Origin of the sequence: Lonepinella sp. MS14435, from assembly GCF_042485795.1 — a bacterium.
GTDB lineage: Bacteria > Pseudomonadota > Gammaproteobacteria > Enterobacterales > Pasteurellaceae > Lonepinella.
On record NZ_CP169368.1, the window covers coordinates 2,080,579 to 2,096,270 of the forward strand.

General features: G+C 39.7%; 14 protein-coding genes. 8 read left to right on the plus strand and 6 right to left on the minus strand.

Features of this window, described 5'->3' with window-relative positions:
• Positions 1–42: 42 nt before the first annotated feature.
• Positions 43–621, plus strand: a complete 579-nt coding sequence (locus tag O1Q80_RS09865; protein WP_386694800.1) for a hypothetical protein — start codon at positions 43–45, stop codon at positions 619–621.
• Complete coding sequence (locus O1Q80_RS09870; RefSeq protein WP_386694801.1) at positions 618–905, plus strand: hypothetical protein; 288 nt, start codon at positions 618–620, stop codon at positions 903–905. Before O1Q80_RS09865 ends, O1Q80_RS09870 begins: the two co-directional genes overlap by 4 nt.
• A gap of 166 nt (positions 906–1,071) precedes the next feature.
• Here the strand turns inward: O1Q80_RS09870 and O1Q80_RS09875 are convergent, their stop codons facing one another.
• From O1Q80_RS09875 to O1Q80_RS09890, 4 genes are all read right to left on the minus strand, one after another.
• Positions 1,072–2,481: an efflux transporter outer membrane subunit gene (locus O1Q80_RS09875; RefSeq protein ID WP_386694802.1), complete on the minus strand. Its 1,410-nt coding sequence runs from the start codon at positions 2,479–2,481 to the stop codon at positions 1,072–1,074.
• 89 nt (positions 2,482–2,570) lie between these two features.
• Positions 2,571–3,698 (minus strand): ABC transporter permease, encoded by a 1,128-nt coding sequence (locus O1Q80_RS09880; protein WP_386691182.1) that lies wholly within the window; start codon positions 3,696–3,698, stop codon positions 2,571–2,573.
• A complete protein-coding gene (gene rbbA / locus O1Q80_RS09885; RefSeq protein ID WP_386694804.1) occupies positions 3,699–6,452 on the minus strand; it encodes a ribosome-associated ATPase/putative transporter RbbA in 2,754 nt (917 codons plus the stop codon).
• Positions 6,453–6,467: 15 nt separating this feature from the next.
• Entirely contained in the window at positions 6,468–7,352 is an 885-nt protein-coding gene (locus tag O1Q80_RS09890; protein WP_386694805.1) for an HlyD family secretion protein, read from the minus strand.
• A 207-nt stretch (positions 7,353–7,559) separates the two neighbouring features.
• Between O1Q80_RS09890 and O1Q80_RS09895 the strand changes: the two genes are divergently transcribed.
• Positions 7,560–8,141, plus strand: coding sequence for a TetR/AcrR family transcriptional regulator (locus tag O1Q80_RS09895; RefSeq protein ID WP_386687437.1), 582 nt, complete (start codon positions 7,560–7,562; stop codon positions 8,139–8,141).
• A 94-nt stretch (positions 8,142–8,235) separates the two neighbouring features.
• On the opposite strand, the gene rhlB is transcribed toward O1Q80_RS09895, so the two are convergent.
• The gene (gene rhlB, locus O1Q80_RS09900) at positions 8,236–9,492 is read right to left on the minus strand and encodes an ATP-dependent RNA helicase RhlB (RefSeq protein WP_386687439.1); all 1,257 of its coding nucleotides are present in this window, start codon (positions 9,490–9,492) and stop codon (positions 8,236–8,238) included.
• Positions 9,493–9,716: 224 nt separating this feature from the next.
• Here rhlB and rho point away from each other — a divergent pair, with 224 nt between their 5' ends.
• On the plus strand, positions 9,717–10,979 hold the full coding sequence (rho, locus tag O1Q80_RS09905; RefSeq protein ID WP_386687441.1) for a transcription termination factor Rho: 1,263 nt from the start codon (positions 9,717–9,719) through the stop codon (positions 10,977–10,979).
• Positions 10,980–11,044: 65 nt separating this feature from the next.
• Here rho and O1Q80_RS09910 read toward each other — a convergent pair whose 3' ends face one another.
• Positions 11,045–11,857: an outer membrane protein assembly factor BamD gene (locus O1Q80_RS09910; RefSeq protein ID WP_386694806.1), complete on the minus strand. Its 813-nt coding sequence runs from the start codon at positions 11,855–11,857 to the stop codon at positions 11,045–11,047.
• 109 nt (positions 11,858–11,966) lie between these two features.
• Between O1Q80_RS09910 and rluD the strand changes: the two genes are divergently transcribed.
• From rluD to dusC, 4 genes are all read left to right on the plus strand, one after another.
• A complete protein-coding gene (gene rluD, locus O1Q80_RS09915) occupies positions 11,967–12,953 on the plus strand; it encodes a 23S rRNA pseudouridine(1911/1915/1917) synthase RluD (RefSeq protein WP_386694807.1) in 987 nt (328 codons plus the stop codon).
• 15 nt (positions 12,954–12,968) lie between these two features.
• Positions 12,969–13,727, plus strand: a complete 759-nt coding sequence (gene pgeF / locus O1Q80_RS09920; RefSeq protein WP_386694808.1) for a peptidoglycan editing factor PgeF — start codon at positions 12,969–12,971, stop codon at positions 13,725–13,727.
• A gap of 117 nt (positions 13,728–13,844) precedes the next feature.
• Positions 13,845–14,723: a co-chaperone DjlA gene (djlA, locus tag O1Q80_RS09925; protein ID WP_386687449.1), complete on the plus strand. Its 879-nt coding sequence runs from the start codon at positions 13,845–13,847 to the stop codon at positions 14,721–14,723.
• On the plus strand, positions 14,724–15,677 hold the full coding sequence (gene dusC, locus O1Q80_RS09930; RefSeq protein ID WP_386694809.1) for a tRNA dihydrouridine(16) synthase DusC: 954 nt from the start codon (positions 14,724–14,726) through the stop codon (positions 15,675–15,677).
• The last annotated feature ends 15 nt before the right edge of the window (positions 15,678–15,692 follow it).

The following is a 15,692-nucleotide window of genomic DNA, read 5'->3' on the forward strand; positions in this document are numbered from 1 at the left end:
ACACTTATGTTGATTCTAACCAACAGAAGGAAATTATTACTAATGAAGTACGCCATTGCTATATTGTTGAGTTTAACAAGTCTAAATACACTTGCTGAATCAGTTTCTATTCATTTTTCTGAAAATAATACTGATATTAAAAAATTAAACCAAACCCCTGAACAGAGCTATGTGAGTAAAGATAACTCACAAAAAATAGATTTAAAAGATTTACAAGATCTAAAAGATGTCAATGAACTAGCTCGAAGTACCGAACTTGAAGTATTTACTATCAACGAAGACAGAAAAATACATACTGTTTTCGAACACGGTGGTGGAATCTGTTACGGTTATCTTGATAATGGTGTAGAAATTACTGATTCAGCAACTTATTATGTCAAAGATAAATCACAAGAAGAATACTATTCCAATATTTCAGGTGGTGTAGTAGATTATCGAGGACACCTTGAAAAACTGCAATATGCTTCTGTGTTTAATATTAAAGATCCCAAAATATCTAAACATTTAAAAGAACAAGATGCTAAACATGGACAAGAAACTGCCCAGCAAAATATAAAGGATCGCTCTACTATATTGTCTAATGTAATTTGTAACACCCCTAAAAAAGGACGTAAAAAATGAACAAATTAGTCTTTATCTTAACCAGCATATTATTAACCGCTTGTACTTCTCATCCACAAGTAGGACAACCACAAGCCCCTTTAGATATGAAATCTGTGGATACTTACAATGCTAAGATCTATAGTGGCAATACCGTTCCTGATAATCAAAAAGTGAAACAGAATACACCAGTAAATATGCCAATGAATGCCAGTGATAACCAACCTAAAGTCAGTTCAAGAACAACCACGCCAGTGATCTTAATGCCGTCTATTGGTTATCATTATGGATATCATCACTGGTAAACATGAAATAAGTAAATATCTACAAAAATTATTAGACTCGCCAACTCTCTCAAAGCAATTAAGTTTATTGTGCTTTAACTATCACTTTGAAGCTGCACTTTTATGGTTACATTCTCCCCATTCTAAAGGATGGGGAGAATGTCAATAGATCAAGTTTCTAGTGGGATTATCTCCAACCGCCACCTAACGCCTTATACAACCCGACCCAATTTTGAGCCTGAGCCAGTTGCGATTGTACCACTGCTTCTTGGTTGTTTAATGTCGTTACTCTGGCACGGATGGCGACATCTAAGGTCTTGTTGCCGTGCTGGAATAAGGTTTGTGCATCTTGAGCCTGTTTTTTGGCAAGGTTTACTGCTTTTTGATTTAATGCCGTTTGCTTTTTCAATGCACCGCTCATTTGATAAGTGTTATCCACTTCTTGTAATGCCGTTAATAAGGTTTGGTCGTATTGGATCACCGCTGATTTTAAACGTGCATCGGCGGCATCAATGTTGGCTTCCAAGCGTCCGTTGGTGAAAATCGGCAGTTGTACGCCCGCACTGACCATGCCTAATATGCCTGAGATGTTGGATAGATCGTTGTCGAGCTTGACGTAACCACCGTCCCCCATAAAGCTGATGTTAAATCTCGGGTAGAGATCTGCTTTGGCACTTGCCAGTTTAGCTGCGTAGGCATCTACGTTATGTTGAGCGGTGCGTAAATCAGGACGATTACTGATTACATCACTTGGCAACACGCCGTTAGGTACGGCAGGAATACGAGCAAGCGGGTTGCCTGACTTGACAATGCGGAAACCTTGTGGCGTATCACCCGTCAGCACTGCGATATTACGTTGTGCTTGGTCGGCTTGTGCTTTAAGTGTTGCCAGACGTGCTTGTTGAGCCGTAATTTGAGTGGAAATTTCCGTTACTTCATAAGCCGTTGCACCGCCCGTGTTAAAGCGTCCTTTCACATAGTTTTCCAGTGATTGTAATTCTTTGATCGCTTGGTTGATTAAGTTTGCCTGAAGATCCAAAGCGTAGATTTGGAAGTAGTTGTTAGCAATTTCGCTTGCTACTAGCATCTGTGCCGCATAAAGCTGTTCCTGTTGAGCCAGTGTCAGGCTGTGAGCCGCATCAGCATCGGATTTTTTCTTGCCGAAGAAGTCCAATTCCCATGATGCGGATACTCCGCCGTAAATATTGCCTGAACCAGACGTATCCGCCGATGAATTACCCATTTTCATTCGACTTATACCACCGCCAGTGGAAGCATTACCGCTTACGTTTATACCTTTGTCGGCTTCTGCGTAGTCATAGTTGGCTCTGGCTTCGTTTAAGCGAGCTTGAGCAAGGGCAATATCAAGATTCTGGCTTAAGCCTTTTTCGATTAAACGGGAAAGTTCAGGGTCATTCCAGTTTTGCCACCATTGTTTGATTTCCATTTGGCTTTGACCTGCTTTCACCTGATCAAATTGTACAGGCGTGTTTACCGAGCTTGCCTGTTCGGCATCAACAGTTGCATTACAGGCGGTAAGAATTGCCACAAGACCTGCAATCATTGAGAGTTTGAAAGTGCGGTGTAAAATTTGCATTTTTTATATATTCCTTTCAGTTTAGGGTACATAAGAACGTACCGTTACGCTATTTATTTTTAGATGGTGCGTTTACACGCAATCCATGATTAACCTTGTTTCGATAACATTGATTTAAATTGTGCCAATGCTACCCCTAAGAATACAGCACCTAAAGCTGCCATTTTTGCTAAATACGGCCATACAATATTAAGTCCTGCTCCACGGAATAACACATCTTGACCATAAGCGGCTAAGATAGTCAATGGTGAGAATTGGGTCAGCTTTTGAGCCAACTCTGGCATATTTTCAACAGGTGATTGCGCCCCCGAAAGCATGTTCATAATTAAATAAATCGGAAGACAAAGTAAACCGAACTGTGGCATAGTAGGTGCTGATACGGCAAGCATAATCCCCAAAGATGCAATGGAGAATAAAAATACCAACACGCCCAAACCAAATAGTGCAATTTGTTCGGTTGGAATGGGAGCTCCTAAAATCCCTACGGTAATAAAACGTATTGATAGCATTGAAATCACCAGTAATACCAAACCGTTGGCAAATACTTTCGCCATGGCAATTTCACTTGAACCGATTGGCATGACAAGTAAGTGTTCTAAGGTGCCACGTTCCTTTTCACGGATAATCGCCGATCCCACTAACATTAATGCTAATAAGGCAAGATTAGTCATATTTTGGGTTGTCGCCATAAACCATTTTGAACTATGGTTCGGATTATATAGCACATTATTGACCACTTTAATTGGTGTCGCTATGCTACCAGTATTACCCATAAATTCATTCACTTCTTGAGTAAAGATTTGGCTGATATAGCCTGAACCAATGCCCGCTTGGGTAATGGCGGTGGCATCTACTAACACCTGCACCTGTGGATTATCGCCTTTAAGCATATCCTTTTCATAATTCGGTGGAAACTCTGCCACGAAAGTGTAGTTGCCGAGATCCATTTCTCGGTCAATCTCTTTCGGACTGACTTCATGCACCTTTTTGAAGTAAGGCATAATCAAAGCATCTCGCATACGGTGCGAAAGAGTTGATTGGTCGTAGTCAATAATTGCCACCGAACCGTTTTTCACATCGGTCATTCCCATATTAGATACCACTAAAATCGCTGCCGAAAACATATAAATAGCAAGGATAATCATCACAATATCACTGAACAGGCTTTTGAGTTCTTTAAACATGAGATAACCCACATTTTTTAACCAACGTAACATTTATTTCTCCTGTTTTTTCAAGCCGAGTGTGGCAAGAGCCATATAAGCGACATAAATCACGATTAAGGCAATATAACTATTAGTGAAATCAGCAAAGCCCAACCCTTTAGTGAAGCCACCCAGACTGATTTGCTGGAACCACGAACCTGCGAAAATCTTTGATACAATCAAGGTGTTACCGTCCAAACGTGAAGTTGGGAACATCATACCTGAGAAGTTCATAGTCGGTACGATTGCAATAATCGCTGCGGAAAAGATAGCAGCAACTTGAGATTTTGTGATACTTGATACCACCAGACCAAAGCCTGTGGAGGTAATAACCCCTAAGAAACAACCCAAGAACATTGCCCACGCCGAGCCTTTGATCGGTACCTTAAAGATAAATATCGCCGTGGCAACCATCAGCAAGTAACTGGCAAAAGCAATCACCACATAAGGAATTTGCTTACCAAATAAGAATTGGAACTTGGTTGCTGGCGAACCATACAAGTTCATGATCGTCCCCATTTCTTTTTCACGCACCACGCTTAATGCCGTCATCATTGGTGGAATCATCATCATGGCAAGCATGATAATGCCCGGAGTCATGGCAAAAATACTCTTGAAGTCTTGGTTATACATCATACGTATTTCCGCTACGGAAGTACTGTTAATAGTTGCTCCGTCTTCAATCATCAATTCACGATTAAATTGATTCACCACTCCTGCTGCCGAACTTACCAAGTTCTCTGCCGTTGATGGATAAGCACCGTCTATAATCAGGCTCACTTCGGGAGATTGCCCTCTCAGCAATTTCTCACCAAAGCCATCAGGAATTTCGATCACTAATTTAGATATATGTCTTTGAATGGTTGGGTTAATTTCGTGCGTTTCATGAATATCATTATTTTGCCGAATAAAATAACTTGAGCCTTCAAAGGTTTCAATCAATTTACGGGAAAGTTGAGTATTATCTCTATCCAACACAGTGAAATTAGTCGGGTTAATATCAAAAGAAATACTGCTTGCCATGGACAACAGGATCACCACTGGACCGAATAAAGCGAAGAACATACGAATATGATCTCGGCTTAATTCTTTCATTTCACGACTGGCGAAAGTCCAAATAATATCAAACCAGTTTAAGAACGGATTCGCTTGTGTATTAGCAGATTTTTCCTGATTTTGCACCGCAGTTTTCACCTCATTCTCATCACTTGGTGCAGTAATATCGTCCGCTTGCTCTTCCAAATAACGAATAAAGGCTTCTTCAAGGGTGTTGCAACCTTTTCCGATACGTAATTCTTCAGGCGATCCCACCGCCAGCACCCGACCAGCGTGCATTAACGAGATACGGTCGCAGCGGGCAGCTTCGTTCATAAAATGGGTGGTGACGAAAATAGTAATACGATCATCACGGGACAGTTTGATCAAATATTCCCAGAACATATCACGTGCCGCAGGGTCAACACCCGATGTCGGTTCGTCCAAAATCAACACTTCAGGCTTATGCAAACAGGCTGCTGCCAACTGCAAACGCTGACGAATACCGAGCGGTAATTCGCTTGGGCGTACCTCGGCAAGATCATATAAATCGAACTGCTTCATCGCATTATCGGTGTATTCTTTCCATTGAGCTTTTGGAATTTGGAACAGCTTCGCATGTAAATCTAAGTTTTCACGTACGGTCAGTTCTTCATACATGGAAAATGACTGGGTCATATAACCCACTTTCTTACGTGTGTTAATATCGTTCGCATCAATGGACTGACCAAGCAAAGTCGCTGTTCCCGAAGTCGGTTCAAGCAGCCCTGTCAACATTTTCATGGTGGTAGATTTACCACAACCGTTCGAGCCTAAGAAACCAAATATTTCACCTTTTGGAATGGTAAAACTAACATCATTTACCGAGGTAAAATTACCAAATTTTTTGGTTAAGTTATGAGCCTCAATCGCTGGGGCTTCATTCGGGAAAGTCTGCAACGGCGGAATAGACAGACCGTCCACCGCCCCCCGTTTTTCCTCGGGCAAGGTGCGAATATAGGCTTGTTCAAGATTTTCGCTATTGGTATCGGCAATCAGTTGTTTGGTCGGACAATCAGCAATAATTTTGCCATCATCCATTGCCAATACATACTCAAAGTTCTCCGCTTCATCAATATAAGCGGTTGCTACGATTACCGTCATTCCTGGATTTTCTTGACGCAGATTGTTCACTAACTGCCAGAATTGACGGCGGGAAAGCGGATCCACCCCTGTGGTAGGCTCGTCCAAAATCAATAAATCAGGATCATGTACCAAAGCACAGCAAAGACTGAGCTTTTGTTTCATACCGCCCGACAGTTTACCCGCTGGGCGATCCGCAAACGGCGAAAGTCCCGTTGCTTTTAGTAAACGAGCAATGCGAGCTTTCCGTTCTTTAGCGGTTAAGCCGAACATTTTGGCGTGGAATTCCACGTTGTCATAAATAGAAAGAGTAAGATAAAGGTTTTTACCCAACCCTTGTGGCATAAAAGCGATTTTGTGCGTAAGTTCTTCACGGCTTTTTTTATCCGCAATATTTTTGCCGAATACCAACACTTCGCCTTTTTGCAGGATTTTCGCTCCTGCAATCACCGACAGCATGGTGGATTTCCCTACACCATCAGGACCAATCAGCCCCACGGTTCTACCCCTCGGAATTTCAAGGTTTACACCGTTTACCGCCAGAGTCGGCGATTTGGCTTTGCCGTATTGGTGATACAGGTCGCTTACTTTAACTGCGAGTTCCGTCATCGTTATGCACCTTTATTATTCAGGTAATTTAACTGATAGGCTATCTGCCCAGCTAGATTGAGCATCATATTTCACATAACCCATAGCTGTCATACCGCCTTTCAGCAGGCTTGCATATTTAGCTGCTACATCCACAGGAACCTGTAGTTTTACTTTAAATACTAATTTAGAACGTTCTTCTTCGGTTTCTACCGATTTCGGTGTAAATTGTGCATCTGCCGCTACATAGGTAATCGTTGCAGGGAATATATAATCCGTACCGTCAATTTTAATCCGAGCTTCATCACCGATTCTGACAAGGTTTGATTGATAAGAAGGTAGGAACACGTTCATATATACATCTGAAAGATCTAATATGCTCATTACCTTACCACCAACACCTAGCACATTACCTGGTTCTGCGATTTTGTATTCTACACGACCGTTGATCGGTGATTTAACCATCATATCTACATTTTGTGCAGCCACTTCACGTTCTTGAGCTTTCGCTTGCTCAACTGCTGCTAATGCTGCATTCAATTTTGCTTGTTTATTATCCACTTCGGTTTGAGCTACTAAATTGCCACGACGAAGTTTTAAAGCATTGTCTAAATCAATTTGAGCCAATGCGACTTGTTGTTCTTGATAAGCAATTTGAGCCTGTGCCGCATCTACTTTGCTTTGAGAAGTGGTTGATGAAAGACGAACCAATTCTTGATCTTTAGTCACATTATCGCCTTCTTTGACAAACACCTCTTCCACACGTCCTGAATAAAGCGTTGCCACATCAAGACGTTCCAACTCCAAACGTCCGTTCACTGAAGCTATTCCGTTAAGGCTGGTGCTTTTACCTTGTTGAGTATAATAGTAAGCTCCACCTGCAATAGCAGCAATAATCACGAGTACAAGAAATTTTTTCATTTTGTTTCCTTTTAAAATGTTTAAAAAACAGACTATTGCATATTAATTTCAATACAATGAATATGCAACCGATAATAAACGATAAAAAGTTGGTTAATAATACAAAAAAACGAAATAAGTTGATTAAAACAACAAAACAATTAAAATAGTTGATTATTTTATAGGGTATTTTGCTATAAACAGTAAAGCAAATTTAGGGATATTTTAATGATTGAAAAAAAAGAAGATCGCCGCATCACAAGAACAAGAGAACTTTTACACCGCACTTTTTTAGAATTGTTGTCGGAAAAGGAATATGAAGATTTCACCGTACAAGAAATTATTGATAGAGCTAATATCAATCGTACCACATTCTACAAACACTATCTAAATAAAGAAGCCCTAGCCGTACAGATTGCCGAGAAATTTAAGCAAGACGTTGTGTTACCACTCTTGCAACAACGTTTTAACCACCCACTTGATGAATTTGCTCGACTAGTGTCCCCAATTTATGAGAAAAATCAAGCAACCATAGCCACCATGCTAAAAATTAACACTCGTCATTTTAATTTAAAACAGGATATCCAAAACCGCTTTAAAGATAAATTTATTGAAGTTGCGTCAAAACAAAATCACAGCGACAAAGAAATTGATATCCAACTTCAAGCCGCTATTTTCTCCAATTTAGGTACCACTATTTTGGAATACCTATTAACCACAAATAAACAGTTAGATCCTGTCATTTTAGTGAAAAATATTAAAGCTGGAATGGGCATATTTTTAAATGAAGAAAATAATTCATTTAAATAGAAATAAAAAGTTTAATTATCTTCATGTTAGATTTTAGCAATCTTTATCATAAGACTACTTTTGATATTCTTGCCTAACGTTCATTGTTAAATGACTAACGCTTACCCAACTTATTTTTTGGTTTACTACGACTACGATTATTCGGCGGACTATTCCGTTTCACTCGTACTGGTCGTGGTAAATCTTGAATTAATGAAGTTGGATCATATTGGCTGACAGGAATACTATGCCCAATATATTCTTCAATAGCAGGTAAATTCATGGCATATTGCTCACAAGCAAAACTAATCGAAACGCCACTCTCTCCCGCTCGCCCAGTACGTCCGATACGATGCACATAGTCTTCGCAATCATCTGGTAAATCATAGTTAAATACATGGGTAACATCCGCAATATGTAAACCACGGGCTGCCACATCTGTCGCTACTAAAATATCCAGCTCCCCATCAGTAAATTGTTTTAACAAACTTAAACGCTTTTTCTGAGCTACATCACCAGTCAATAATGCCACACGATGACCATCTGCCACTAAATACCCCCAAATATCTTCACATTTGTGTTTGGTATTGGCGAAAATAATGCAACGCTCAGGCCATTCTTCTTCTAATAAGGTTAATAATAATGCCATTTTATCCTGATTAGACGGATAAAATAATTCTTCCTTAATACGATGACCTGTTTTTTGTAATGGCTCAATTTCCACGTATTCCGGATCATTCATATCTTCAAAGGCTAACTCACGCACTTTATAAGATAAGGTCGCAGAAAACAACATGGTTAAACGTTGCTGTGAACTTGGACACTTACGCAACAAATAACGAATATCTTTAATAAAACCCAGATCGAACATGCGATCCGCTTCATCTAACACCACCACTTGAATGGCATTTAAGCTAATAATGCCTTGTTTAACATAATCAATCACTCGCCCAGTCGTACCAATTAAAATATCCACGCCCTGTTCAATGGCTTTTAATTGTTTATCATAACCGTCACCACCATAAGCAAGTGCAGTCTTTAATCCTGTCGTTTTTTGCAACAATTCTGCATCATGGGCAATCTGTACGGCTAATTCACGTGTTGGAGCAAGAATTAAAGCTCTAGGTTGATTTGAGCTAGATGTGATTGGCTTTTCTAATAAATGGTGAAAGGTGGCAGTTAAAAATGCCATGGTTTTACCTGTCCCTGTTTGGGCTTGCCCTGCCACATCTTTACCTTGCAAAGTAATTGGCAAAGATAACGCCTGAATCGGTGTGCAATATTCAAATCCTTTACTTTGTAACGCTTGCAATACTTGTGGATTCAATGGAAGATCAGCAAAACGTTGCTGAGATAAATGGTTTGTTGTCATAATGGATGTCATTCTAGTAAAAATTCTTGTTAGCATAGCACAATATGCAAAAATTCCCAAAAAACCACCGCACTTTATCGTCTGATTACTAATTCTCTTACATTCTTTAATGCTTTTCTCATTGAATACTAGACAATACAATAAATTAATGATACTTTAACGCCACCTAATGGCAACATTGTCAACTCATAACTATTCATTTACTCAAATCTATAATTAAAATTATGCACTTAACAGAACTTAAAAATACGCCAGTATCAACCTTAGTTGAACTGGGTGAAGGTCAAATGGGCTTAGAAAATTTAGCTCGTTTACGCAAACAAGACATCGTTTTCGCTATCCTTAAACAACACGCTAAAAGTGGTGAAGATATTTTCGGTGGCGGTATTTTAGAAATTTTACCTGACGGCTTTGGTTTCCTACGTTCCGCTGACAGTTCTTACTTAGCTGGTCCTGACGATATATACGTTTCTCCAAGCCAAATTCGTCGGTTTAACTTACAAACGGGGGATAAAGTAGAAGGAAAAATTCGCCCACCGAAAGAAGGTGAACGTTATTTTGCCCTACTTAAAGTTGACCAAGTCAATGATGACAAGCCTGAAGTTTCCCGTAGTAAAATCCTGTTTGAAAACTTAACCCCATTACATGCCAACTCACGTTTACGAATGGAACGTGGTAACGGTTCAACCGAAGACCTAACCGCTCGAATTTTAGATTTAGCTTCCCCAATCGGTAAAGGACAACGTGGTCTGATTGTGGCTCCACCAAAAGCAGGTAAAACTGTTCTATTACAAAATATCGCTCAAAGTATCACCCATAATTACCCAGAATGTGAATTGATCGTATTGCTGATTGACGAACGTCCAGAAGAAGTGACCGAAATGCAACGTACGGTACGTGGTGAAGTGATTGCATCGACCTTTGATGAACCTGCAACACGCCATGTTCAGGTGGCTGAAATGGTTATTGAGAAAGCCAAACGTTCCGTGGAACACAAAAAAGATGTGGTCATTTTATTAGATAGTATCACTCGTTTAGCTCGTGCTTATAATACCGTTACGCCAGCCTCTGGTAAAATTTTATCTGGTGGTGTAGATGCCAATGCCCTACACCGTCCAAAACGTTTCTTTGGGGCGGCTCGTAACGTAGAAGAAGGCGGTAGCTTAACGATTATTGCCACTGCATTAGTAGATACTGGCTCTAAAATGGACGAAGTGATCTTCGAAGAATTTAAAGGAACAGGGAATATGGAACTACATCTTTCGCGTAAAATTGCTGAAAGACGAGTATTCCCAGCGATTGATTTCAACCGTTCAGGTACACGTAAAGAAGACTTGCTCACCACACCAGATGAGCTACAAAAAATGTGGATTTTACGTAAAATTCTTAACCCAATGGGGGAAGTGGACGCTATGGAATTCCTCATTGATAAATTAATGGTAGCTAAAACCAACGAAGAATTTTTTGAAATAATGAAACGTTCTTAACATATCAGAACATTAAACTTTAAAAGGACGCTTGAAGCGTCCTTTTATTTATCTTAGATACTAAATTACTCAGTTTTATCACTACCAAACTTCAACCACGATGGCAAACTTAAAAATGGTTCATCTGGTTTTTTAGCTGCTTGTATTTGTTTACCTTCGTTAGCCTTAACCAATGCAGCCGCTTGCTGTTCCAACTGGGTTAAGCCTAATTCGTGATAAGCCTTTTGCATCAATGGTAAGGCATTCAAAGTGGCTTGAGTATCAGGATAAGTTCTCAACATTCCTGTTATCCGATTTGCCACAGCCACCCACGCCTTACGTTCTGCGTAAAACTTAGCAATCTCTAATTCATGACGAGCTAAATGGTCCTTAATATAAGCCATACGAGCTAAAGCATCTGGCGTATATTGGCTATTCGGAAAGTGCGTTACCAAAGTTTGAAAATTGCTAAATGCTGTTTTCATTGATGTACTTTCTCGGGTTGAACGATCAATCCCAAAGAAATCTTGCATAAAATTATCACCCATTGACGTATTGGTTAACGCTGCCATATACAACACATAATCAGTATGCTGACTATTTGGGAAAGTACGTAAGAAACTATCCGCCGTAGTGAGTGCTTTAGTATAATCTTGAGTTTTATAAGCTGCATAAATAATATTTAATTTAGCCTGTTCGCTATAGCTACTGCCGGGGAAACGAGTATCTAACGCATCAAAATAACGCATTGCATCACTATAACTTCCATCTTGAGTATAAGTCTGAGCCATATTAAACAATTCTTGCTCAGATGCTTGTTCAACGGTTTTATTGCTAGAACAAGCAGAAATTGCCAAAGCAGTTAACGCAATCAGTGTTAGCGATTTTAATTTACGCATAGCCTAATAATCCTTTTCTATGTAAAAATGTCATCTTAATGTACAATATCTGTCATATCCGTCATATTCTATCTGACATTACAAAATAATTCACGGAATTTTATTTTTTATGATACAAAATACCAAACAGATTACTCTATCAGCTGAAATTCAGCCTGAGCAAATGGGACAACGTTTAGACCAAACCTTAGCGGAATTGTTCCCCGATTATTCACGCTCACGTTTAAAAATATGGATTGAAAGCGATTGTGTGTTAGTGAATGGTCAGATTGTGAATATACCTAGGAGTAAAATGCTAGGTGGTGAACAAATCGAAATTAACGTAGAAGTAGAAGATGAAACCCATTATTTACCAGAAAATCTGCCGTTAAATATTGTATATGAAGATGATGATATTTTAGTGATTAATAAACCTCAAGATTTTGTTGTACACCCTGGGGCTGGTAATCCTAGCGGTACAGTGTTAAATGCTCTACTCTATCATTATCCGCAAATTACCGAAGTACCACGTGCAGGCATTGTGCATCGTTTAGATAAAGACACTACAGGTTTAATGGTAGTCGCTAAAACTATTCCAGCCCAAACTCAACTAGTACGTGATTTACAAAAACGTAAAATTACTCGTGAATATGAAGCCATAGCATTCGGCGTGATGACCAAAGGGGGAAAAGTCGATCAACCGATGGCTCGCCACCCGACTAAACGCACCCTAATGGCGGTGCATCCGCTAGGAAAACCCGCCGTTACACATTATCGTATTATGGAACATTTTCGTAATTACACTCGCTTGCGTTTACGTTTAGAAACAGGCAGAACCCACCAAATTCGTGTACACATGGCATATATTGCTCACCCATTGTTAGGCGATCAAACCTATGGCGGACGACCGCGTCCACCGAAAAATGCTACGCCTGAATTTAGTGCCGTGCTACGTAATTTCCAACGTCAAGCCTTGCATGCAGTAATGTTGCGTTTAGAACACCCGATTAGCCGAGAAATAATGGAATGGCACGCACCGTTACCAGAGGATTTTGTATACTTAATTAATGCCTTAAAAGCGGATTATCAACTCCATAAAGACGAATTAGATTATTAAAATGGAATGGCTAATATGAGTGAAAAAAATACTAAAAAAATCACCGCACTTTCCCCTACATGGCAAGCTCCAAATAATGTGCGAGGGTTTAGCACAACTCGTCAGGGGGGTTTTAGTATGGCACCTTATGATAGTTTTAACTTAGGCGATCATGTGGGAGATGATAAAACTGCGGTGAAAAATAACCGCACTTTATTAACTGAACAACTAGGTTTGCCACAATTTCCGTTATTTTTAAATCAAACTCACAGCACAAAGGTAATTCGTTTGCCTTATCATGGTGTAGATATTAATGCAGATGCGGTTTATACAAATCAGAAAAATCACGTTTGTTTAGTCATGACAGCGGATTGTTTACCCCTATTATTTACCAACCAGCAAGGCACAGAAGTCGCCGCTGCTCATGCTGGTTGGCGAGGTTTGTGTGATGGCATTATAGAACAAACGGTACAATGTTTTAAATCAGATCCACAAGACATTATGGTATGGTTCGCCCCAGCTATTGGAGCAAAAGCATTTCAAGTTGGACAAGAAGTGGTTGATCAATTTGTGGCACAAGATCCGCAAGCCATTTCCGCATTTGCCCCAGATCCTGCCAATCCAAGCAAATATTTTGGTGATCTTTACCAACTGGCAACACAACGTTTAAATAAGCTCGGTATTGTAAATATAAACGGCGGTGAACATTGCACTTACCATGAAACACAAGATTTTTTCTCTTATCGTCGTGAAGGTAAAACAGGGCGAATGGCGAGTTTGATTTGGTTTGAATAAAAAATTAAAAAGTGCGGTTGAATTTTTGCCAAAAATCACAATCTAATGAACAAAATCACCGCAATTTTAAGTATTGTTTAAGGAATTAATATTACAATTTAAGGAATTAATATCACAATGAATTTTATCGGTAAAATTTTAGGCTTTTTTATTGGCTACAGACTTGCAGGGTTGTTCGGTGGCATTGCAGGTGCAATGATTGGTCACTGGATGGACAAAAAACTATATGAATTAGGTTCAGTGAGTTCATCATTTTTTGGTAAAAAACTTACTCGGCAAGCCCTATTTATGCAAACTACGTTTGCGGTAATGGGACATTTATCTAAATCAAAAGGACAAGTTACCCAAGAAGATATTCAACTTGCCACAAACCTAATGGCACAATTACAGCTTGATGAAACCAATCGCCGTTTAGCCCAACAAGCCTTTAATCGAGGTAAAGAAGCAGATTTCCCATTACGTCAAGTGATCCGTGAATTTCGTTTAGGTTGCGGACAACGTGCTGATTTATTGCGAATGTTTCTGAGCGTGCAAGTACAAACCGCTTTTGCTGATGACACATTACACCAAAATGAAAAAGAAGTGTTACGTATCGTAGCAGAAGAATTAGGTTTGTCCTCCTTACAATTTGAACAAATGATTATGATGGAAATGGCTCGCCGTCAATTCTCTAGCGGTGGTTTCTATCAGCAAGCCTATCAGCAATATCAACAACGCTATCAAAATGATTATCAACAAGGTAGCTATCATGGTGGTAATTATGGTCATCAATCAAATGGTCCCACTGTAGATGATGCCTATAAAGTATTAGGCGTGAATACCACTGATGATCAACAAACCGTTAAACGTGCCTATCGCCGTTTAATGAATGAAAATCACCCTGATAAATTAGTGTCTAAAGGCTTGCCAAAAGAAATGCTCGAAATGGCAAAAGAAAAAGCTCAACAAATTCAGGCTGCTTATGATTTAATTTGTAAATCCAAGGGTTGGAAATAGTTGCGAGTTATTCTAGCACCTATGCAGGGCGTACTTGATCCTTTAGTCCGCCAACTTCTTACTGACATTAACGACTACGATTTATGTATATCTGAATTTGTACGTGTAGTTGATCAACTTCTACCAAACAAAGTTTTCTATCGCCTTGCACCTGAACTACAAAATAATGGAAGAACACCATCAGGCACACTTGTACGTGTGCAATTACTAGGGCAATTTCCTCAATGGTTAGCAGAAAATGCAGAGCGTGCCATTGCATTAGGTTCGTATGGTGTGGATTTAAATTGTGGTTGTCCCTCAAAAACCGTGAATGGTAGCCAAGGTGGTGCCAGTTTACTGAAAAGCCCTGAATTAATTTATCAGGCTACACAAGCATTACGTCAGGCAGTACCAAAACATTTGCCTGTTAGCGTCAAAGTGCGGTTAGGTTGGGACGATATTTCACAAGCCTTTGAAATTGCTGATGCCGTTCAACAAGGTGGAGCAAACGAGATCACCATTCACGGTCGAACCAAAGCCGATGGCTATCGAGCCGATCGAATTAACTGGCAGAAAATCGGGGAAATTCGTGCAAAACTCACGATTCCAGTGATTGCCAATGGTGAAATCTGGCATTATCAAGACGGACAGAATTGTTTGCAGATAACAGGTTGCCAAGACTTGATGATCGGGCGAGGGGCGTTGAATATTCCGAATTTGAGTTTGGTATTAAAACATAATCATGCCAAGTTAAGTTGGACAGAAATTATGCCAATCCTGCAAAAATATGCTCAAATGGAAAATCGCCATGATACTGGGTTCTATCATGTCGCTCGCATTAAACAATGGTTACAATATCTAAAAAAAGAATATCCACAGGCTTCAGATGTTTTTGAATTAATCAAAACTTGTCAAGATGTAGAAAAATTACGCATAAATTTATGCAAATCAGTCGTTCAAAAAATAGCCAGTTAGATAAAACGATTGAAC